The sequence below is a fragment of the Chryseobacterium sp. GW821-FHT04C04 genome, from assembly GCF_059420365.1.
The window spans coordinates 271,778-294,993 of the sequence record NZ_JBWKTO010000001.1; the positions used below are offsets into that span (position 1 = coordinate 271,778).

Genomic DNA, 23,216 nt, shown 5'->3' on the forward strand with positions numbered 1-23,216 from the left:
TACTCTGGCTCAAAAGAAAAATATTTTGAAAATATGTTCTAAAAGAATGATTAAGTAGATTATCATTAGCATCAAAATTGGAGTTTTCGAGAAGAGTCATGTAGTGTTTTTGCGGACTAAACCAAAGTATATGATTATATCTAGATTTGTATTTTGGATTAGTAGTTTGTTCGGATATTTTCTTAAGGTAAACGAAATTATCATCAAATAATTCCAAGGTTGGATATTTATAATCTCCCATTTGATGATGCGGTATATGCTCTCCTTTTTCAATTGAAAAGTCGCAAAAGAACTATTCGTAAGAACATGGTTTTTTAAGCTCCATTTCAGAAAAGCTGTCACCAAGAATTTTTAGATATTTAGTTATATTAAAATCATGAATGGAAAAATCTTCATCTTCTTCCAGATAAGTATAATAAGATTCTAGATTTGTAAATTGTATCTTAATGTATTTTTTAGGAGATAATATCGTCTCTAATTAATTTTGAATAATTATTTTTAATTGCTCTATCAGTTCATTGTGTAATAATAACAAAAGCACAATCACTACATTTTTCAAAATTTTTTGCAAATATGTTTACTTTTAAAACACTTTGGCAAAAACAATAGTTAATATTAAGTATTATAAAATATCAGATTTCAAAAAAACAAAGGCAGCCTTTCTATTTTGAAGTAAAATAAACACCATAAGATAACCCGTTTGCTATTCTAAAATTTCTGAGTACCTTTTGTAAATCTGGTTACCTTTATTTAAAACTTTCAGTGTATTAACTTCTTTTGATACTACATTCAGTCTACCTCATAAGAACAGATACTTATTACATACTAAATCTTCTATACAGAGCCCATTCATGCTATTATCCACTCCCACAAATACATAACTTTGGTCCTATAAAAAGCTAGGTATGAATAAAAAAAATCTGCTATATCAATTAACTGATAGGTATGAAAATTATGATACAAATATACTGTACGAAAAATTTTCAGATTCAAATTCAAAATCGTTTTTACAGATAATCAAACATGTTAAACTCTCAGTTCTTATAAAGACTAACTGTACACTCTACAAGAATATTCAACCTTATATACTCAGGGGGAGACCGAATCATTCAAAAATCACCAAAAAATCAACGATTGTCGTTTTTTATCTGTGTTTTTACTTGAGCAGGCTGGCTCTTCTAAAACCCAGCTTGTCTCAAGTTTCTTCAACCATATAGTGTAATACATTAATCATTTTACCAATCTTATAAACAACCTAACAATTTAATTTAATAAAAATGAAAACAAAACTATTTTTAAAAAGCCTTAGCTTTCTGTTCTATGATTTTTTCCAGAACAGCTTTGCCAAAACAATCATCTTGAATATTGACAACAATAATTCAGATGGTAATCTATACGAAAAAACGGAGAATGTTGAGATAGGAGATATCATTCACTTTACTAATAATTTGCCATATGCGCTTAATCAACAAAATGCCAGTCTAAATAATTACGGTGCTGCTACTGGCTATGGAGCTGTTATGCTCCCCAATATTCCATCAGGACAATTTTTTGAGGTTGTACAAAAAACACATATAAACAATATCTAAATATAGAATGCCTATGGCATCAAACTTAAAAAATGAAAAAGAAAATTATTTTAATTGTAGGTTTGTTTTTCGCAGGACTTGCATTTTCACAAGTAGGGATTAATAATATCAGTCCAAAGGCTACTTTGGATATCACTGCCAAAACCACAGACGGTAGTAAACCTGAAGGGGTAATTGCTCCAAGACTTACAGGAGACCAGATTAAGGCTGCTGATACACAGTACGGATCAAACCAGACAGGAACTTTAGTTTATGCAACAGCTGCAGTATCTTCATCAACCGCTAAAACCGTCAACATCACTGCTGCAGGTTATTATTATTTTGATGGAACTATTTGGCAGAAAGTTATTAACTCCAGCACGGCATCTGTTTACAGTGCGAATAACGGACTTACAATGTCGAGCAACAACATAAAATTGGGTGGTACTCTTACCGAAGCTACTACGATTTCAGGAGCTACGACGACTAATAAACTTGCTGTAACAGCTACAGGAACTGATGCCATTAATTTTGACAATAATACTTTCAGTGTCGATGCCACAAACGACAGGATTGGTGTGGGAACAAATTCCCCTGCACAAAAGCTGGACGTAAATGGTAAATTAAGAATTGGAACAGTTAGCCCAACATCTGCTACTACCGTATCAACATTAGTAAGGGATGACAATACTGGAGAGGTGATGGTAGCTGGCACAGCCACAAACACGAAACCTATAAATTATGTAAAATATGTAATAAGTAATGTTGATAAAGATTGGATAAGCGACTTTAATACAAATATTTCTTCAACTGATTACACACTAGTGGTTGTAGGAAGCAGCTTCAGTGAACAATATTTATACAGCGCTTTTAGTAATACCTACAACCCTGTAAATGTTAACGCATTTATAGGTACTGGGGGAAGTTGGAGATTGACTGCAGACTATAATGGAGGAGCCCCTGTTAATAATGGAACATGGATGATTTACTGTCTTATTCTTAATAATTCACAAGTTAAAATACTTTCAAATGTGACGGCAAATATTGGAGGAATAAATACAGGCAGTGCGGCAGTGCCATCAGGATTATAAACTTAATCAGAATATTTAATTTAATAAATCTTTATCATGTAATAATAGCTTTAATGATACAGATTATGCAAATATTCATTGTACCAATTACATGCTGTACATTCTAAAAATATCAAATAGAAATTATTTTGAAAAAACGATTCTTATAAACACATTAATTCTATCAAAGGAAATTTTAATTCGATGTATATAAATATTGTTTTTTAATATTTCCTTTTACAAACTCTCTCTTCTCTTTTAATTTTATCAGACGATCCGAGAGAGTTTGTTTATCTCAAGAAGATGATAATAAATGGATTTTAAAGATATACATATAGAAAAGTTGATCCAATTGTGCGTTAACGATTTGGATATCAGTACAAATCGGACTTATATTTTCTCAATAAAAACGATCTGGAAGTTTTTGAAATGTATGAAAATAAAGAAATCAATACACATTTTTTGCTTGGTGGAGTAAATTGCTAGAATATGATTACTTCAGACTTTACAGCCAGCATTTGATATTGTATTCCCCTCCTTCCAGTATAAATTTATTTAGGTAAGTATATACAACTCTACACAAAGGTAAATTAATAAGTTAAACTTGTTTATTTTTTATGCTTTCGATATGTTCATAAACTTTTGAAAAACATTCATCTATCCTCTTTAATTTTTCAGAGTCACTTTTAGATTTTTGAATCATTAACATAAATAATTTAATGATCTGAGGCATGATAACATCAAATATAATATTAAGTAACAATGTAAAACATAGTAAAATGAAAAATAATATATTTCTAAAATTTATTTCAAGACTGTTGTCAATAAATACATACAGTATTATTGAAAGGGGTATTAAATATGAAAAAATAAAGCCTATAACTTTCACTATACTTTTATTTTTAAGCTTTTCAACAGCTAAAGGATTTGCTATAATAGCAGGAAATTTAACTAATTTCCATATTGGCGGAATAACTGAACATACAAGCGCTCCTATTATCCAGTTAATCCAATTTTTAATATCCGAGATCATTGAGATAGCTGTTTCCATAATGTGGCTTAATGTATTTATAAATATTTATAGTGATATTTTTATTGATAAATTTTTTCGAAAATAATAAAAAAGGATTAGATTTTTCTAGTCCTTTATATTTACTGAATTTGATAATATTTTTATATGAAGTGTATTATTAGTTTTTAGATTTAAATAAGCTTTTAAAAATATTATCAAATTCAGTTTTTTCGGTCACATTATCAGCGGTTATGTGTAAAGTATCAATAGATCCGCTACAAAAATGACTTAAATTTATGGTGTAAAGTTTAGAACTCTTATCCATGAATAAACAGCAACAGCAAGTCAAGGCTCACAAAGATTGGCTTAAAATCTATTTAGAATCGGGGTCTGTAACGAAAACTGCTTTACGCTGTGGAATTGCAAGATCAACACTTCATCGTTGGATAAAAAGGTATAAAGAAGAAGGAGAACAAGGACTGTCAGATAAGTCAAGACGTCTTAAAACCCTCACCAATACTAAGGTTACAAAAGAAACTGAATCTATTATACTTGATCTAAGAGAAAAAAAAGATGGGGAGTTGCAAGAATCTCAATTCATCTGCTTCGAAAAGGAATCATGCTTTCTGCAATGATTGTTTGGAGAGTGCTCTTTAAACACAAAGTTAATCCCATAATCAAAAGGCGTAAAAAATCTGATTACAAAAGATACAGCAAAGAAGTTCCAGGGGATAGAGCTCAGCTGGATGTTACTAAAATCAGGACTTAGTATAGCAACTATTAGCAATAGCATTGTGGAAGAGCTATCATTTTCTGTTTTATAAAAACAATGTGCAATATTGTTTCTTAGATTCATTCTTTCTGAAGTAACAAGATATAAAAAAGTAATATCATTAACTGGAATTAAGTCTGTAATTTTTTCGTTATCTAAGAGTTTATCGAATAACGCTCCTCTGCTCCATCTCCTTTAAATTTGACTGTTTGAGCCGCAATTGCTCTAGAAAGTTCCCGCAATAAATTATTTCAACAAATCATGGAACCACACATAAATATCGACATCCGTGGGAATATTTAATTTTTTTCTCAGGTTGTATTTTTTAGTCTGCACCGTCCTAATTGAGGTAAAAGTATATTCTGCAATATCTTTCGTAGAAAAGTTTAAGTACAGATAAGCACAAAACCTTAACTCTGAACTTTGAACGTTCTGATTTACTGCTCTTAATTTATTTGAAAAATCAGGAAATAAAGCATTAAACCGTGTCAAAAATTCCGGCTTGTTTTCTTTGCCAAGCAATACAACCTCCTGAAATGCCTGATCATAAAGAGCCTGTTTCAAAGGATCATCTAAAGGAATATCTATTATATTGGTGCTTCTTTTTTTATATTTATTATAAAAAACCAGTGAATAATAGATGAACAGCGCACAGAGAAAAACAATAATAATCAAGATATAAATCAACTGTCTGTTGCTGTTTTTCAAATCTTTTGTTTGACTTTCATCATTTAAATCAATGGATTTATTCAGATTAACCGCTTGTTCTTTGCTATTACTTTGCAGATCAAGAATTTTTGTGGAATAATAGGATACACTGTCATTTAATTTTTCTTCTTTATACAACTCCAGTAAATAATTATACACTGACATCTTCGCGTCTGTCCTCGGCCAGTATTTTTCTACAATTTTCTTACTTAAAAGATAGTTTGCAGCTGCCATTTTATATTTCTTTTCAACACGAGATATAGATCCTGCTACAAGATAGGTAGTATATTTTATATCAGCATTTTTAATATTATCTAATTCTCTTAGATCTCCCAAAGCCTCTTTAATATAAATTTTAGAAGAGTCCAACTTGCCAGCTTCCAGATAAGTTGCAGCTAAAAAAGCCGTAGATTTGTAACTGTTCGTAATTTGTATTTCTTTTTTTACAGTTAACTTTTTTATATTTTCAGGTTTTCTGCATAATTTAGACAGCCGATAGGCTTTTCTAAAATATTTTAACGATTCCGCATTGTTTTGTAATGCCGTATATATTCCGCCTTTCAGCAGGAAAATAAAATATCCAAAATAAGGACTTTTTGTTACCTGATCCTCTGGGAATTCCTCAAGCTGTTCAAGAGCTTTCATATTTTCTCCGGAGGTTCTGTAGATATTAGACTGCATTATTTTTAAAAAGAAAAAATCTTCCAGATCATTATCTACTGTAATTAATTTCTGTTTATTAATCTTATCTACATACTCCAATGCTTTAAGGACATTATTATTTTTGAAATAGATTGCGGATATTTTAAGATATCCTACCCCCATACATTCCGGACAGTTGGTAATTACATTCTGAATTTTTATGATTTCAGAATCTCCGGAAGGGATAAGATCTATATTACGTATGGATTTTTTTAACTCATCTGCCTTTGGATTTTGAGCTTGCACAAAAGAAATCAGGAGTATGCTGATCAAGAATAAAATAAAGATAATTTTTTTTGCCATTTTGTGTTATTATCTGATGTAAAATTAACATACTATACTCTCATAGCACATACGTAATTCATACTTAATATTAAAAATAAATAATTTATGATACAAATATATTTACTTTCAAGAGACTCTGACAAAAACAATAGTTAATATAATAGGCATTATAAAATATCAGATTTCAAAAAAACAAAGAAAACCATTCTGTTTAAAGTAAAATAAACACCATAAGATAATCCGTTTGCTATTCTAAAATCTCTTAATAATTTTTGTAAATCTGGTTACTTTTATTTAAAACTTTCAGTGCATCACCTTCTTTTGATACTACATTCAGTCTACCTCATAAGAACAGATACTTATTACATACTAAATCTTCTATACAGAGCCCATTCATGCTATTATCCACTCCCACAAATACATAACTTTGGTCCTATAAAAAGCTAGGTATGAATAAAAAAAATCTGCTATATCAATTAACTGATAGGTATGAAAATTATGATACAAATATACCGTACGAAAAATTTTCAGATTCAAATTCAAAATCGTTTTTACAGATAATCAAACATGTTAAACTCTCAGTTCTTATAAAGACTAACTGTACACTCTACAAGAATATTCAACCTTATATACTCAGATGGCAGGCCGAATCATTCAAAAATCACCAAAAAACCAACGATTGTCGTTTTTTTCATGTGTTTTTACTTGAGCAGGCTGGCTCTTCTAAAACCCAGCTTGTCTCAAGTTTTTTCAACCACATAGTGTAATTCATTAATCATTTCACCAATCTTATAAACAACCTAACAATTTAATTTAATAAAAAATGAAAACAAAACTATTTTTAAAAGCCTTAGCTATCTGTTCTATGATTTTTTGCCAGAACAGCTTTGCCAAAACAATCATCTTGAATATTAACAACAATAATTCAGATGGTAATCTATACGAAAAAACGGAAAATGTTGAGATAGGAGATAGAATTCGCTTTACCAATAATTTGCCATATGCGCTTAATCAACAAAATGCCAGTCTAAATAATTACGGTGCTGCTACTGGCTATGGAGCTGTTATGCTCCCCAATATTCCATCAGGACAATTTTTTGAGGTTGTCCTGAATTCTGCTTCCAAAACTGAGTTTACCTTTGTACATGATAATATGAATACGTTTAAGTTCTATAACAGCAGGATTAAATTAGTATTTGGAGGGTTTTTAGGAGTAAATGAGACGTCAGGTCAGGAGAAGGAAAAAACAAGAGCTTATCCTAATCCATGTACTGATATCCTGAACATCTCATCAACAGAAAATATGGACGGGCTGGAACTCTACGATGTAAGTGGAAAATTACTGTTCACAAAAAAAATTAACGGTTCAAAAGATAAAGAAAGCCTGGATATGACTCCTTACATGAAAGGTAAATATTTCATTAGAATAAAAAAATCTTACAGCACAGATTCTGTAGTAAATATCATTAAGAAATAACATCTGAATTGTAGCATTGTATTCGTCATCTCTCTATCTGCTATAACTTGATCATGTTGAACAGGCAGATTAAAACAATAATGAGAGAACAGAAAAAAAATAATTTTTAATATATTTTAGTTAGCAGGGCAGACAAATGGTGTACAATTTAATCTTGTTATTTGCCCTGCTTTTTTGAAATATAGAGCAAGCTCCGTTAATATTCTTACCATTTTAACTAAATGACAAAAAACACACATGAACAATATACAAATCGGCACATTATACATTTCTCACAATAAACAATTATGGGTTGGGACTTTTATAAAAAGTACATATATACTATTTAAGCTTTCTAATTCACCACTAAGATTATACTTTATGACAGGTAAAAGCATCGCTCTGATAGGCCTTTTCATTTATGAACATATTTCCGTTCATTAAGACGCCTAATTTTTTTTTTTAAAACTTATGCACTATATGAAATACTATTTAAAATCAATACAATGAAAACAAATTTCACAATCCTGGTAGCTATTTTGGCATTCTCCCCTGCTTTTTCGCAGGTAGGTATCAATACTACCAATCCTCAGGCAATGTTCCATATTGACGGAGGCAAAGATAATCCTCCATCCGTAGCTCCTTCTCCAGTACAGAGTATTAATGACGTGGTGGTTACCAAAACAGGTAAGGTTGGTATTGGAACCACAGATCCTTCAGATAAATTGGATCTCATAAGCGGAAACATCCGGATTCGGGATATCAATACAAATAATGGGGCTGGTGGTACTGACCGGGTTGTCGTAGCTGATGCAGCAGGGGTTTTAAAAACTATCGATTTCAAAGATTATTCATTATTCCATGCCCGCCTTGCCCAAAGTCAGGCTTTAGTTGCTGTAACAGTGACTACTTTAAAATTCGCAGCTCCGTTAGCTACGTCACCCTTTTACAGCTATGATGGTCAAACAGGTTTTTTAATGTTTAAGCAGCCTGGAAATTATCTGGTCACCCTTCAGGCCAGTTTTACAGATGTAGCGGTCGGGAGCCAGCTGTTGATTGGAATAAGACCTGTTCCGGACGCTGATTATTTAGGAAGAGGAAGTCATTACAATCCTGTTCAAAACTCAGGAACTATCGGAGAGTTAATGAATTATACTACTTTATTAATTATTCCGTCAGCTAATTACACGGTCCGTTTTACAACTGCTCCCTCTACTAATGCAACCGTTTTAGCTACAGAAACAGGCCCTACAGGAAGTGGAAATGTGACCAATGTAACGGTCCAAAAAATATAAACTGATGCCCTTATATCCGGGAAAAGAAGTCTATTTTCCGTGAGAGCCATCTATTACCATTTAAATTAATGCAAATGAAAGCAAATATTCTTATCCTTGGAGGTTTACTGACGTCCTCGCCTGTCTTTTCTCAGCTCGGTATTAATACCAGCCAACCCCAAGGTATTTTTCATATTGACGGAGCTAAAGATAATCCGCCATCTGGTATTCCCTCTTTAGCACAGCAGGACAATGATTTGGTAGTGACCAAAACGGGGAGTATGGGTATTGGTACCACTACTCCTACAGAAAAACTCGACATCCAAAATGGCAATGTCCGTATCCGTACAATCAATACCAATAAAGGCATTGGAGGTACTGACCGAACTGTTGTATCCGATGCTACTGGTGTTTTAAAGACAATAGGCTTTAATGATTATTCCTTATTCCATGCCCGCCTTGCCCAAAGTCAGGCTTTGGTTGCTTTTACGGTGACTACTTTAAAATTCGCAGCAGCATTATCTACATCTCCTTTTTACAGCTATGATGACCAAACAGGTTTTTTAACGTTTAAGCAGCCCGGGAATTATCTGGTTATTTTGCAAGCCAGTTTCACAAAAGTGGAAGCTGGAACTCAGCTGATATTGGGGATAAGACCCGTTCCGGAAGCCAATTATTTAGCAAGAGGAAGTCATTTTACCATTAATCCTACAACACCTTCATCCACTATCGGAGAATTAATGAATTACACCACTATATTACAAATCCCTACCGCCAATTACACAGTCCGTTTTACGACCGCCTCTTTTTTTAGTAATAACGGAGCAACCGTTTTAGCTACCGAATCAGGCTCTACAGGAAGCGGAAATGTGACCAGTGTAACCATCCAAAAAATATAAATTTCTTTATACAAGGAACTTCAACTAATCATTCAAAACAACTCCTATTTAAGTAAATCACTACCAATGAAAAAAAATATTGGTAAGTATATACAACTTTGGTTTTGCTCTATAAAAGAACGTTCTGCCGTCTTTCGTTGGTTTGTGAACTTTTACGAACTTGTTTACAGGTTTTGCCGCCATGATGTTACAAGTTTTAATAATGACAATCTTCACCGTGTCATCTTGGGTGCTTCTCCTTTTCACCGATTAGACATTTATATGGATAACCTTTAATAAATATAGAAATATATTTTTGTTTAATGATTACATCACTTTCAGCGTTAGGCATCTCAAAACATGGCGGTTTTAACGCAGGACATGTCTTCTCGTTATTCATAATCGTTTTAATTTCTATCGCTTACTTCCTCTTCTCCCATAAAAAGAACGTTAATAAAGCAAGATATTTTGAGAATTTTCTGTTGTCATTTAGCTTTTTTCTGTCCCTTATTCCGACCATTAACGAAACTTTTACAAGGGTTCCAATAGACCATCCATTAGCTAAAGACATTAAAGATCCGATAATCGGCCAGACCCTTTTGATCATCTTTGTGCTTTTTATAGCAGGATCTGTTTTTCAGTTTATTAAGCAGAAAAAAGCCAATATTGAGATTCCTCAACTTTAGTGGAAAAATAATTTGATTTATTTAAAGTTTTCTATAAAAAAACCTCCTGAATCATCAGGAGGTTATACTGTAATTTGTTAGAAATATGAAATTTTCTATGGTTCAAATATAGCAAGCGCCTAGGTTGCAAAGTATGATCTGAATCATACCGCTATATAAAACTGTAATTGAGCTTTTACATTCAGCAACTTTTCTCAGATATAATTATCCATTCTCTCCAGAACTTTACTATTTCTTACTGATTAATAAGAACGTTCAACCCCCTTGACTTGGCGTAAACTCAAAAATAGGTATTACTTTTTATTCATTATTCAATTTTTATCAAATTAAATTGTATTTTTGTTTCCTATTATGCAAAAATTTCTCAGAGTCTTTTTTGTTTTCTCCTTACTTCTGATATTCGTTTCTAATGTCAGCGGTGTAAATACATGCCTAGATCATGCACACCACTCCAAAAGTAAAGTGACATATAAAAAAGGTTCCAAAGAAGAGAAAATCCCTACTTTTTCCCAGGATGACGAATGTCAGTGTGCGCTTCATATGCACATGAACAATATCCTTCTTCCTGAACCTTTGGACATGGATTTTGCAATCAATACTACAAATGACAACGAAATGCCACAACCAAAAGCTATTTCATACCGTTGTCTTCTCGACTTTTTCAGCTCCAGAGCTCCACCTGCTGCATTTTTCACGGTAGCTTAATTTACGCTGCCTTTATTTCTCCATACAGATTTCTATAGTCTGTACTCTTATTCCGTGGATACTTAGGTCTTCACACCGCTGAAAATATCCTTTTATTAATGGGGCCTATTGCATTGCCCGTTCAACTCTATTCATGATTACCAATAATTTTTATTATTCGGGAATAATTCAATGTATTCCTTCTAATTCTGTGAAGCTTTTCAGTCTAAGCTTCATTACAGCATCTTCATTTTTTTATGCTCAATCCCGCCCTGCAGATTCTTTATCTACAGCGGTACAAACCGTTGAAATTATCGGAAGGAAGTCTAAAGGCTATACCTCCGATTATTCTTTTGCAGCGACTAAGATTGCAATGAGAAATAAGGATCTTCCCTTAACGCTTAATACGGTCACCAAAGAACTGATCACCGACCGCCAGGCCTTTCAACTTGGTGATGTGATGAAAAATGTAAACGGAGTTTCTCCTTCCAGCTATTACAATCAATACAATATCCGGGGAATCAGCCAGAATGAAGAAGGGCAGATTATCAATGGGATGCGGACAAGACAGTATTATTTTTTACAGCCTATGACCTCCAATATAGAACGTGTAGAAGTTTTCAAAGGTCCCGCAAGTATTACCATGTCCAGTGTTGATCCCGGAGGTACCATTAATATGGTGACTAAAAAGCCATTATCAACTCCCCGCCATGAGATCAGTTTATCTGGAGGCAGCTTTGATACGTACCGTGTTACAACAGATCTCACAGGTCCCTTAAATAAGAGTAAAACCTTACTGTACCGTTTTAACGGAGCCTATCAGAATGCTCATTCTTTCAGGGATCATGTCAAAAACAGCGGTATTTTAATCTCTCCATCCCTCACCTTTGTTCCCAACGAGAAAACGTCTGTGAATGTAGAAATGATTTTCAATGATCTTTATGGGACTCTGGACCGGGGACAGCCTATTTTCGGGGCTGTGGCAGGAAAAACAGACCTGAACAGTACTCCCAGAACATTAAATCTAGCCTCTCCCGATGATTTTTTTAAAACCAGGGAACTTATTGTAATGGGAAGTTTCGCGCATCATTTTAATAAAAATATCAGCTTCAATGCGTCTTATATGAAGCAATACTGGAGAGAAAATCTTCAGGAACACAGAACAACCAATTCCTTTGTTCCCGATATAGATAATAAACCCATTTCCAGCCTCGCAATGATGCAGTTTGTTCAAAGAAAACAAAATTGGGCAACCGATAATATTAATGCTTATTTTAATTTCAATTTTAAAACCGGATCTGTTCAGCATCAGGCTTTAATAGGCTATGACAGCCAGAGATGGGAAAAACGTAAAGGAGGCCAGCAGAATGCAGCAAGAGGTTTTCTTTTAAAGAACGGCTCTGTAGCGTCTTCATACAATCCTGCAAAGGCTTCCGACTATCAAACTATCAATTATAATGGATCCATAATTCCTAAACCCAACGTCACTCCATTTGATTTGAATCCGGGTGCAGAAAATTATCAGGGTGCTGATTTCAATACGCTTAATGTCATCACTCCTTTACCTTCTGCTCTTACAACAACTCATGCTGCTTATATTCAGCATCTTTTTACCTGGAAAAAGTTTAAAATACTATCAGGTATACGCCAGGAATGGTTTCAGGATACCACCAATTTTAACGAATCCAATGAATCATCTTTCCAAAACAACAAACTTCTGTACAGATTCGGTATTACGTATAGCTTAACGGATAATTTCAATGTATACGGAACTTATCTTACCGGTTATCAGCCGCAATCCAATACGGTAACTTTAATGCCCAATACATCTAGTCTTACAGGCTCTGCAGCAAGATTTAAGCCTCTGACTTCTGACCTTAAAGAATTGGGAGTCAAAGCTCAGCTTTTCGGCAGGATATCATTGAATCTCGCCGTTTATGAGATTAACCAGAGGAATATTTTAATCAATGCCAATAATCCTTCGGAACCTGATGAGCTTATACAGCGGGGTGCCGATAGAAGCCGTGGATTCGAGGCCGATTTTTCCGGACACATCCTTCCACAATGGCACATTTACGGAGGTTACAGTTATATTGATGCTAAAATATTGGATGACTCTAACCCTGATCTCGTGGGAAAAAGGAAAGAAAATACGTCTAAAAACGCTGTCAATATCTGGACGCGTTACAATTTTTCAACCATTGATTTGATAAAAGACTTTGGAATAGGTTTAGGAATGCTGTACCAAAGTTCAAAAGTTCCGTGGTTTACGAGAAGTTTTGAGCTTCCTGCATATACTACAATAGATGCTGCATTGTATTACACTCCGGCAAAATCTATTCAGCTGACCTTTAACCTTAATAATATTACCAATAAGATCTACTGGATCGGAGCTCAGAATTACCTAAGGCTTTTTCCGGGAACACCAAGAAATTATTTACTAACTGCTACTTATAAATTTTAAATTATGGCTATTTCAAACTTACAACTGATTGTGAGAAAAACCTGGCAGGATTTGTTTAAAGGAAAACAAAATCTACTCACCACTATCGCAGTACTCTTATTCTGCCTGCTGAGTATTGGTATAGGTTTCTCAAAATATGAGGATTCTTTTTCAAAAATAGATGAATACCGGAAAGAAGTCCGGGAAAACTGGGAACACAGACCTGGTAAACATCCGCACCGTATGGCTCATTATGGTTATCTTGTTTTCAGAATTGGCCATCCTTTGAATATTTTTGATAACGGGCTGGATGATTATCTTGGAAATGTCATTTTCCTGGAAGCACATAAACAGAATACAGCCAATCTTTCGGAAGCGGGAAGCTCAGGTACTTTGGTCAGATTCGGGGCTTTCAGCAGTGCGTTTATTTTACAGAGTATAGTTCCTCTGATTATTCTTTTTTTAGGATTTGGATTAATTGTACAGGAACGAGAGAATGCCACATTAAAAATTATCAGTGTGCAGGGTGCTTCAGGCAGGGATATTATCTGGGGAAAAATTCTGGGACTCTGGTTGTTTTCATTATGCTTCCTGATTCCCGTAATTCCTGTTGTTTTCGTGGCAGCATTGATGTCAGAAACAACAGATTCTGCTGATATTTTAATACGATTGCTGTTCTTATTACCTGCCTATATGATCTATTATTTTTTTATCAGCACTTTAACAGTGGTGGTTTCTGCGAACAACAGAAGTACATCTTCAGCGTTGATCAGTCTTATCGGCTTCTGGCTTCTTTTCATTATTGTCCTGCCTAAAGGTGTTCAATTTGCTGCCCAGAATTTATATCCTGCCCCTTCGCGTATTGCTTTTGAAACCAACCTGGAAAAGGATATTCTAAGATCGGGAGACAGCCACAATCCTGATGATCCTCATTTCAAAAAGATCAAAGATTCTTTACTGACTCATTATAAAGTAAATACGACCAATAAACTTCCTTTCAACTATGGCGGATTTGTAATGAAAGAAGGGGAAAAAATAAGTTCTCAAATTTATATCAGACATCAAAAAGAACTACAGTCTATTTATAATAAACAACAAAATCTAACTGATATTTCCGGATTAATCAATCCTGCTATTGCTATTAAAAATTTTTCAATGATTGCAACAGGCACCGATTTTTTCTCCTACATTCAATTTCAAAAACAGGCTGAGAGGTACCGTTACCAAATGGCTCAGCATTTAAATGATCTGCAGATTGAACACATCAGCAATATAACTCCTGAAAAAGGTGGACCTCCTGCCATCATTGATAAGGACAACTGGAAGAAATTCCCGGATTTTAACTACCAATACACCTCTGTTTTCTACAGTATGAAAGAACAGTTGATACCCGCTATAGCTTTAGTCTTCTGGCTGGCTCTAAGCATTATTGCGATCGAATTAAGTGGAAGAAAATTAAAATTAATCTAAATGAATCGTTATTTATATACCCAATTTTACCGTAACAAAGCGTATATCATTGCATTGTTATTTTTGTTCATGGCCGGGCTTATGGCCATTTATACAGGGAAAAAATTTCTGGACCGAAACGAGGATATTATCTCTAAAAGCGGAGCATATCAGAAAGAAAGTATTAAAAGGAATACAACGTTTCATAAAGATGATCTTGGTTTAGTTCTTTATTATATCAAATTCAATCTGGTGAATAAAACTCCCAAACTAGCTGCTTTAAATATCGGTATGCGTGATTTGAACCCATCTATCCAGGGAGTAACCATCCGGAATCTGGAAGAACAGCGCTACAATTCTGATTTTTATAATCCTGCCAATGCAGCTGTTGGAAACTTTGATTTCAGTTTTGTGCTTGTTTTCCTTTTCCCATTGGTCATTGTGGCATTCTGCTATAATCTGATTTCTGAGGAAGAAGAAAGAGGAACCTGGAAACTTCTTTCGGTTCAAAGCGGTAATCTAAAAAAGCTGCTGGATCATAAGATGCTCATTCGGTTCTTTGCCATAACGGCTGTGTATCTCGTATTAATAATTATTGCTTCAGTTTGGATAACAATACCTTTAGATCTGTATTATATTGTTTTTGGTATCAGCGGATGGCTTTATATATTGTTCTGGTTTGTTTTGTGCAGATGGATTATTTCTTTCCGGAAATCTTCGGCTCAGAATGCATTGATTCTTCTTATTGTATGGGTGAGCATCAATTTTATTATTCCGATGAGCAGTAATATCCTGATTCAAAAGATCTATCCTGTTCACGAATCCCTTAAAGCGGTCATGGAACAAAGAGAAGGCTATCACAACAAATGGGATGAGGCTAAACGTCCTACGATGGAAAAGTTTTACAAAGTATATCCTCAATACAGAAATTTCACCGTGGAAGAAAATGATACATTCACCTGGACATGGTATTATGCCATGCAGCATATGGGAGATCTTGAATCTTCAAAATCATCTGAGCAGTATACTGAAAAAATGCAGAAAAGAAACCAGGCAGCCCTCTATTTGGGTTACTTCCTTCCCAATCTCCATACCCAGCTCGTAGAAAGCCATCTGGCAAAAACTGACATGAAAAATCATTTGCAGTATGCTTCTTCGCTCAAGAAGTTTCATGAGGAAAAACGACTCTTCTTCTACCCTCTTATTTTCTCGGGAAAGAATGCCGAATCTATAGACTGGCCACAGCAAACTATTCGGGTTTTCAGTTCTTCTGAACATGTAAAGTTCCTTCAGATATTTCTGCCATACCTCATCTTTATTGCTTTATTTCTTATCCTTTCACAAAACAAATACCGAAAACTATGTTAAAAACAATCAACTTACATAAAAAATACAACGATTTTACCGCCCTTCACGCTCTTAATCTGGAAGTAAAGAAAGGAGAAATATTTGCTCTTCTCGGACAAAATGGTGCGGGTAAAAGTACAACGATCAATATTCTTCTGGGACTTATTAAAGCGACTTCCGGGGATGCTTTTATCAATGATATTTCAGTACAAAATGAACCTCAAAAGATTAAGAAGCATCTGGCTTATATCCCTGAAACGGTTCTTCTATATCCTCACCTTACAGGAATTGAAAATCTCGATTTTTTCTCCAAAATTGCAGGATTTAATTATCAGAAAGATGAATTATCTGCATTACTTCAGCGTACTGGCTTGCAGGAAACTGCTCATCAAAAAGCATTGGGAGGATATTCCAAAGGAATGCGTCAAAAAGTAGGAATTGCCATTGCCCTCGCCAAAGATGCCAAAGTACTTCTTCTTGATGAACCTACCAGCGGACTGGATCCTATCGCTACAGCAGAATTTACAGAAATTGTGCGTCAGCTGGGCAAAGAAGGCAGAACCGTTTTAATGGCTACCCACGATATTTTCAATGCGGTAAGTGTTGCCACCAATATCGGGATTATGAAGCAGGGAGAGCTTGTACAGAACTTACCTTCCAAAGCCTTTACAGCACAGGAATTACAGGAGTTATATCTGAAAACGATATGATGCCCCAACTACTTCGATAGATAACTTTTCATATATTATCAATTTGGTTGATGCCCGGTGACATTTATGGTCATTGGGCATTTTTTGATCCCCTATTATTTATGCCAATCCTTTTTTATATTCCGCTAAAGCTCTTTCCCGGGCATAGGCATGTTCTACGATCGGAGCCGGATAGGCTGGTGTATTCCATTCCGGAAGCCATTTTTTAATATAAAGAAACTCTTTATCAAACTTTTCAACCTGAGCAGTCGGGTTGAAAACTCTGAAATAAGGGGCTGCATCACAACCGCTGCCTGCTGCCCACTGCCAATTTCCATTGTTGGCAGATAAATCATAGTCATTCAGTTTTGAAGCAAAATAGGCTTCTCCCCATCGCCAGTCGATCAGTAAATGCTTACATAAGAAGCTCGCCACAATCATTCTCACCCGATTGTGCATATATCCTGTCTGATTAAGCTCCCTCATTCCGGCATCTACAATGGGATACCCTGTAGTTCCTTCACACCAGTGTTTAAATTCATTTTCATTATTCCTCCAATGGATATTGTCATACTGTCTTTTGAAGGATTGATGAACGACCTGAGGAAAATGATACAAAATCTGCATAAAAAATTCACGCCAGATCAATTCAGAAAGCCATGTTGCATTATGCTTCAGTGCAAAAGCCACAGATTGTCTGATGCTAATCGTTCCAAAGCGTAAAGCAATTCCAAGCTGTGTAGTATGCTGTAAGGCGGGATAATCACGATATTGATCATAATCATCTATAATTGAAGCATCCAGAACAGGTTTTATAAAATGAAACTCTGTTTTTGTAAACCCGATTTCCTTTAATGTGAGAATATCAACATGTTTTTGTGGAAAGAAATTGTTAAGATTTAATTCTACAGACTTATATTGTTCAGAAGTTAATGCTTCCCGCCATTTTTTTGCAAAAGGGGTGTAAACCGTATAGGGAGAACCATCTTTCTTAACGATCTGATCTTTATCAAAAATGACCTGGTCTTTATACGCTTTAAAAGGAATATTCTTTTCTGTGAAAAAGTAATAGACTTCCTTATCCCTTTCAATAGCCTGAGGTTCATAATCCCGGTTACAGAAAACACCTTGAATATCATATTCTTCTGATAATTTTCTGAATATCTCTATGGGCTTACCATAATAAGTATTGACTGCGGAATGGTATTTTTTTAATTCAGTATTTATACCTGTCAAAGCCTGATGAATGTAGTCTACTCTTCGGTCTTCTTTATCTTCCAGCTTCCCGAGAATATCGCTGTCAAATATAAAAATGGGCAATACCTCAGCTTTAGATTGAAGGGCATGATACAGACCGACATTGTCTTCCAGCCTCAAATCACGTCTGAACCAGAAAAGGGTGATTGTATTTTTCATAGGGTATGTTGCAATTTCATTGGTCATTTCTGTTTTAGAAATGCTTTCATAACTAAGGATAAATATACAGATTTTACTCTATAAATAATTTTAGCATTTTGTATTATTTGGCTTTATCATTACAATTTGTATGATAATATGAATTAAAATTTTCCGACATTTACCCGGAATTTAAATCAATAGAAACTCACAGCAATGGAAGAATTTGAAGTACCGGTAATGTATAAAGGTAAAGAACTGCTTTTCAACGGAAAGCTTGCTACATTCTCTTATGGATATAAGCTTTATGTAGATGTGGATGGTATTGAAGTGGTTATTGAGCGTGATGATCATGGTGACTTAAGAGCTCTTTTACCAGATGTGGCTTCGGAAAAAACTATAGATAAAGGGCTTATTGAAGCGATTATTGAGGTCTTTAAAGAGCTTCAGGTTTTATAATCCGTTCTGAATGAAAAAATAAACTACCCAAAAGTTAAATAATTTGGCTTTTGTCATTGACTATGTCGAATCTTCTATTTCTGACGAAGGAAGAATCTTTTTAATAACAAACAAATGAGATTCTTCACTACATTTCATTTCATTCAGAATGACACTTTTTAGACTGCCACTTTTCATTCAAATATATTTTTAGTTTCGCTTATTCGAAGACTACATAATTTACCTTATCTACACCCGTATTTCCTGTTTTCTCATGATAAGCATACAGTACGAGCTCATAGTTTCCCGGAGAACTGATGATATGATTTCCTTCAAACAGATTGGTTGAAACTAAGGACATATCTATATTCTTTACAAATTTGCCATCTTTTTTAAGAATGCCCTTCACTTCAATCTCATCAGAATTCCATACTCCTCCTTTATCTATCACACATCCGCACATCATGACAATATTGGCCTGAAAGAGAAAAGGTTTATCCTTAATACTCTTCAATGGGATATACTGATGGGTTCTGGGTTTCAGAATATCAATAATGTATCCCGGGATCTCAAGAATAATTCCTTCCCCTAGAATATGTTTTCCGGGAATCAGCCATAATTCTGTGCTTACTACAGCCTGGGCCTGTTTATTGTTCAGAGGAGAAATTACTTCTATATTCACAAATGTGGGTTCATCAATATCCACAGCAGCCATAAAACCTCCTGTCTGTTCATCTGCAATAGAGTTTCCTCTTACTTTTGGAGTTTTCATGATCAGATCTGTATTTCCGGTACTTCCGATGGTATTTCCTTCGGCCAGAATTCTTTGATTAAGCTTATTTCTGATAATAATGTGGGCCCCTCCTAGTGAAGTTCCGATAAATTTTGCATCTTTTGCTTTTGCGCGTACCATTATTTTTGTTTCCGTTGCCGAAATCATAAGATTGGAAAAAAGAAATGCTGTCACGAGAATTAATGTTTTCATGATGGGTTTGATTTTAAATATTCTTGTTTAAAACGATGATGGAAAGATTCATTTTTCAACTCCTGATCAATATGATCCAGGTAAGTGAAAATTCCCAAATCATCTGACAATATCTTCAGAATTGTTTTTTCACAACTGTCCCAGATTAGCTCCAGCTGAGGAAGCATTTCAATGGCTTTTGGGGATAATGAAATAATCTGTTTCCGTTTATCTACCTTGTCTTTTTTGATGATAAGATAACCGCTTTCGTTCATTTTTTTGACGATAGCCACAACAGACGGATGTGAATACCCTAATGGTTCAGCAATATCAGTAATTGAAATTTCACCCTTCTTTTGCAACAGCATAAAAACAAGATACCAATTAGGCTCAACATCAATTCCGAATTCCTTATAAAATTTCCGGACATCGTGTGACATCCGGTCGCTGATTCTCTTGAGCCTGCTATCCAAAGCTTTATATCCTAATTCTTTAATAAAGTCAAAATCCATCTGAAATATATTTGCTGTAAATATATAAAATATAAAGTCAACTATATAGTTAACTTTGTATTTTTTGACATTGAATTTAAAATAAGATCAGGGAAAAGTAAATTCAACAAGTCTCTATTTGAAATTTTTCCTGTATTCACCGGGAGTCACACCCCTATACTTTTTAAAAATTTTCGACAGATGGCTTTCATCGCTGAATTGGAGTTCATAGGCAATTTCACTCAATCGAACACTGCTGTATTTCAAATAGGTTTCTACCAGCTTCAGGCGGTAATCCAACAAATAATCCTGATAGGAAATTCCGGTTTGCTGTTTAAAATATTCCCCGAAATAATTCCCTGAAATTCCAAAATGATCTGCAATAACCTGAATTCCGGTTTTTTCACGGTCTTTTATATGCTGTTGAATATAAGCGATGATCTTCATGATGGAAAAAGCTTTCCGGTTTTCCTGAAGATCAGATGTTTCACTTTGAATGATATTGCGGGCAATAAGATTGAGCAGAATTGACATACAGTTGCGGATAATAAGATAATCTTCCGCTTTGTTTTTGAACTCATTGGCGATCTGCAGGATAAGGATTTCTGCAAACTGTTCATCATTTTTATTCCGGAAAACACAGCCTGCCCGGGCGTGATAATTATTACTGATGTATTGCAATTTATATAGATTCTCACAGCTTTCAATACGATCTGCCTCCAGACGGATTTTATCAATAAACTCAATCGGACATTGGATACTGATAAGTTGAGCCGCTTCACTTTTAAATTGATAAACCTCCTGCTGCGGAATAATGAACAGTTTACCCTGCGTAAAATTGATATTGCGGTCATCATACCTCAACATACCATTTCCTTTGACAATATAAACGAATGAAAGAAACGTCTTTGTTTTAAACATGATCTCTTCCTCTTTCAGTTTTATTTCCTTTACATCAATCTTTTCAAGATGTATTCCTTTCATTACGCACTGGTTTTTCCTCCAAAAGTACAATTTTAACAGAATAATAACGGGGTATTTTTGTATAAAAAAATTATGAACGCATATCCAAAACGATGGCAGGCTCTCAATTTTCTGATTGCAGGATCATTTCTTTCCCCTCTGGATTATTTTATTGTCAATATGGCTTTACCTTCTATCAAAAAAGCATTCAGAGCCAGTGATCATCAGCTGCAGATGATAATTGCCATTTATGGACTTACTTATGCTGCACTTGTGGTTTGTGGCGGAAGGCTTGGTGATATGTATGGGCGTAAAAAGGTATTCATATCAGGATTATATATTTTCTTGTTTTCATCCCTTGCCTGTGCTTTTTCTCCTGATGTTACATGGCTGATTATTTTCAGGCTTTTTCAGGGGGTTGGCGCATCACTGCTTGCTCCGCAGGTATTGGCTTCTATAAAGGACCTTTTCAGCAGCCAGGAGCAGCCTAAAGCTGTAAGTCTTTTCAGTTCGGTATTTGGTCTTGCTTCTGTGATTGGGCAATTGCTTGGCGGGCTTCTCCTAAGTATGCATTGGGGGCATTTTTCATGGGAGATGGTATTCCTTGTGAATGTACCGATTACGATGATCTGCCTTTTGGGCATCCATTTTACCATGGATGATAGTAATAAGAAAGAGCAGGTAAGTATAGATTTTATAGGCGCTTTATTATTAATCACCGCTTTGCTGATGCTTATCTGTCCTCTTATTTTCGGACAAAAATTTGAATGGGCCTGGTGGATTTTCGGGATTCTTCTTACTGGAATCCTACTGTTAACCATATTCTTACAATACGAGAAGAAACAACTGCAAAAAAATCGTCCCGTCCTTATAGATCCGGCACTGTTACAACAGAAACCTTTTGCATTAAGCCTTCTGATTATTTTCTTTTACAATTTTACTGCAGGTTTATTCATTTGCTACCCATACTATCTGCAGCAGTTTCTCCACCAAAACTCAATGCAGACAGGGCTCGCCATAGTCCCTTACGGACTTGCCTTTTTTCTGGCTCCTCTTATTACCTCACGGATAAAGCTCACAGCTCCCAAAATGATCTACATTGGATTGGGATTGTTGATGACAGGCTTTGTGATGAGTGCTACAGCTTTTTATTTTCAGCAAAAACCATCTTTTACCACCCATATTACCCTGTTTATAGCCGGATTCGGGCATGGTACCATTATGCCTGTGATGATGCGCACTGCAATTTCTTTGGTTTCCAGAGATAAAGCAGGACAAGCTTCAGGATTGGTAAGTATCGGTATTCAGATTGGAAGTGTCACAGGAGGAGCTGTTATTGGGACTTTATTCTTTAATCTGATTCAAGTTCTGGGGTTCACAGAAGCATTTGTTGCCGCTGTAGGGATGATTGGTGCTTTTCAACTCATCGGAATATGGGCAGGAAGCAGATTAAGAAAAATCATTAATTGAAAAATAGTTTACAATCAAAAAATAATATACATTTAAATATGAGCAATACAGAAAAAATCATTCAGGAAATAGAAGGTTTTCACAAGAATATTGAGAAATGGTTCCAGGGAAAGTCTGAAAATCAGGAAGATCTTTATCAAGAATTATTGTCCGGGTTTTCACCGGAATTCAAAATGATCAATGGAAATGGGGATATTGTGACCCTATCTCTACTTTCGGATTGGCTTCCGAATGTATTTGGGAAATTTCCGGAACGAAGTATTCAGGTCGAAAATATAGAAGTGAATCATACTGATCATCATGGACTTGCTACTTATATTGAAACGCAGATTACAGGAGAAACAACAACCCAAAGAAAATCATCTGCTGTCTTTCTGCTGAATGAAGAAAAGGCAGTCTGGCTTCATCTTATAGAGAGCTGGATATAACCTCGACTTCTCTTAAAAAAACAAACAGCCCGTTTATTTTCGGG

Annotated in this window: 21 protein-coding genes; 15 read left to right on the forward strand and 6 right to left on the reverse strand. The window is 35.0% G+C overall.

Annotated features, from left to right (window positions below):
- The first annotated feature begins 1,277 nt into the window (after positions 1–1,277).
- Positions 1,278–1,589, forward strand: a complete 312-nt coding sequence (locus AC07UM_RS01290) for a hypothetical protein (RefSeq protein WP_494682838.1) — start codon at positions 1,278–1,280, stop codon at positions 1,587–1,589.
- Between the two features lie 32 nt (positions 1,590–1,621).
- Positions 1,622–2,659: a phage tail-like protein gene (locus AC07UM_RS01295; protein ID WP_494682837.1), complete on the forward strand. Its 1,038-nt coding sequence runs from the start codon at positions 1,622–1,624 to the stop codon at positions 2,657–2,659.
- 577 nt (positions 2,660–3,236) lie between these two features.
- Here the strand turns inward: AC07UM_RS01295 and AC07UM_RS01300 are convergent.
- The gene (locus AC07UM_RS01300; RefSeq protein WP_494682836.1) at positions 3,237–3,689 is read right to left on the reverse strand and encodes a hypothetical protein; all 453 of its coding nucleotides are present in this window, start codon (positions 3,687–3,689) and stop codon (positions 3,237–3,239) included.
- A 284-nt stretch (positions 3,690–3,973) separates the two neighbouring features.
- Here AC07UM_RS01300 and AC07UM_RS01305 point away from each other — a divergent pair, with 284 nt between their 5' ends.
- Positions 3,974–4,285, forward strand: a complete 312-nt coding sequence (locus tag AC07UM_RS01305; protein ID WP_494682835.1) for a helix-turn-helix domain-containing protein — start codon at positions 3,974–3,976, stop codon at positions 4,283–4,285.
- Between the two features lie 383 nt (positions 4,286–4,668).
- Here AC07UM_RS01305 and AC07UM_RS01310 read toward each other — a convergent pair whose 3' ends face one another.
- Positions 4,669–6,135, reverse strand: a complete 1,467-nt coding sequence (locus tag AC07UM_RS01310) for a helix-turn-helix transcriptional regulator (protein ID WP_494682834.1) — start codon at positions 6,133–6,135, stop codon at positions 4,669–4,671.
- An 805-nt stretch (positions 6,136–6,940) separates the two neighbouring features.
- On the opposite strand from AC07UM_RS01310, the gene AC07UM_RS01315 reads away from it, so the two are divergent.
- The 9 genes from AC07UM_RS01315 to AC07UM_RS01355 all read left to right on the forward strand — a co-directional run bounded on the left by AC07UM_RS01315 (position 6,941) and on the right by AC07UM_RS01355 (position 17,044).
- A complete protein-coding gene (locus AC07UM_RS01315; protein ID WP_494682833.1) occupies positions 6,941–7,594 on the forward strand; it encodes a T9SS type A sorting domain-containing protein in 654 nt (217 codons plus the stop codon).
- Positions 7,595–8,079: 485 nt separating this feature from the next.
- Positions 8,080–8,868, forward strand: a complete 789-nt coding sequence (locus AC07UM_RS01320) for a hypothetical protein (protein WP_494682832.1) — start codon at positions 8,080–8,082, stop codon at positions 8,866–8,868.
- Positions 8,869–8,942: 74 nt separating this feature from the next.
- Entirely contained in the window at positions 8,943–9,746 is an 804-nt protein-coding gene (locus tag AC07UM_RS01325; protein WP_494682831.1) for a hypothetical protein, read from the forward strand.
- A 302-nt stretch (positions 9,747–10,048) separates the two neighbouring features.
- Entirely contained in the window at positions 10,049–10,411 is a 363-nt protein-coding gene (locus AC07UM_RS01330) for a hypothetical protein (protein ID WP_494682830.1), read from the forward strand.
- A 462-nt stretch (positions 10,412–10,873) separates the two neighbouring features.
- The gene (locus tag AC07UM_RS01335; protein WP_494682829.1) at positions 10,874–11,116 is read left to right on the forward strand and encodes a hypothetical protein; all 243 of its coding nucleotides are present in this window, start codon (positions 10,874–10,876) and stop codon (positions 11,114–11,116) included.
- A gap of 133 nt (positions 11,117–11,249) precedes the next feature.
- Positions 11,250–13,559, forward strand: a complete 2,310-nt coding sequence (locus tag AC07UM_RS01340) for a TonB-dependent siderophore receptor (RefSeq protein WP_494682828.1) — start codon at positions 11,250–11,252, stop codon at positions 13,557–13,559.
- Between the two features lie 3 nt (positions 13,560–13,562).
- Positions 13,563–15,008, forward strand: coding sequence for an ABC transporter permease (locus AC07UM_RS01345; RefSeq protein ID WP_494682827.1), 1,446 nt, complete (start codon positions 13,563–13,565; stop codon positions 15,006–15,008).
- Positions 15,009–16,355: a DUF3526 domain-containing protein gene (locus AC07UM_RS01350; protein WP_494682826.1), complete on the forward strand. Its 1,347-nt coding sequence runs from the start codon at positions 15,009–15,011 to the stop codon at positions 16,353–16,355.
- Positions 16,349–17,044 (forward strand): ABC transporter ATP-binding protein, encoded by a 696-nt coding sequence (locus AC07UM_RS01355; RefSeq protein ID WP_494682825.1) that lies wholly within the window; start codon positions 16,349–16,351, stop codon positions 17,042–17,044. The genes AC07UM_RS01350 and AC07UM_RS01355 overlap by 7 nt, the downstream gene beginning before the upstream one ends.
- 99 nt (positions 17,045–17,143) lie before the next feature.
- Here the strand turns inward: AC07UM_RS01355 and AC07UM_RS01360 are convergent, their stop codons facing one another.
- Positions 17,144–18,439 carry a cryptochrome/photolyase family protein gene (locus AC07UM_RS01360; RefSeq protein WP_494682824.1) on the reverse strand — a complete coding sequence of 432 codons (1,296 nt, stop codon included), beginning with the start codon at positions 18,437–18,439 and terminating at the stop codon, positions 17,144–17,146.
- Positions 18,440–18,634: 195 nt separating this feature from the next.
- On the opposite strand from AC07UM_RS01360, the gene AC07UM_RS01365 reads away from it, so the two are divergent.
- Complete coding sequence (locus AC07UM_RS01365) at positions 18,635–18,877, forward strand: hypothetical protein (RefSeq protein ID WP_494682823.1); 243 nt, start codon at positions 18,635–18,637, stop codon at positions 18,875–18,877.
- A gap of 199 nt (positions 18,878–19,076) precedes the next feature.
- On the opposite strand, the gene AC07UM_RS01370 is transcribed toward AC07UM_RS01365, so the two are convergent.
- From AC07UM_RS01370 to AC07UM_RS01380, 3 genes are all read right to left on the reverse strand, one after another.
- A complete protein-coding gene (locus tag AC07UM_RS01370; RefSeq protein ID WP_494682822.1) occupies positions 19,077–19,841 on the reverse strand; it encodes a hypothetical protein in 765 nt (254 codons plus the stop codon).
- Complete coding sequence (locus tag AC07UM_RS01375; protein ID WP_494682821.1) at positions 19,838–20,332, reverse strand: MarR family winged helix-turn-helix transcriptional regulator; 495 nt, start codon at positions 20,330–20,332, stop codon at positions 19,838–19,840. Before AC07UM_RS01375 ends, AC07UM_RS01370 begins: the two co-directional genes overlap by 4 nt.
- A 114-nt stretch (positions 20,333–20,446) precedes the next feature.
- Entirely contained in the window at positions 20,447–21,295 is an 849-nt protein-coding gene (locus AC07UM_RS01380) for an AraC family transcriptional regulator (RefSeq protein WP_494682820.1), read from the reverse strand.
- A gap of 72 nt (positions 21,296–21,367) precedes the next feature.
- On the opposite strand from AC07UM_RS01380, the gene AC07UM_RS01385 reads away from it, so the two are divergent.
- The gene (locus tag AC07UM_RS01385; protein ID WP_494682819.1) at positions 21,368–22,744 is read left to right on the forward strand and encodes an MFS transporter; all 1,377 of its coding nucleotides are present in this window, start codon (positions 21,368–21,370) and stop codon (positions 22,742–22,744) included.
- A 38-nt stretch (positions 22,745–22,782) separates the two neighbouring features.
- Entirely contained in the window at positions 22,783–23,172 is a 390-nt protein-coding gene (locus tag AC07UM_RS01390) for a hypothetical protein (RefSeq protein WP_494682818.1), read from the forward strand.
- The last annotated feature ends 44 nt before the right edge of the window (positions 23,173–23,216 follow it).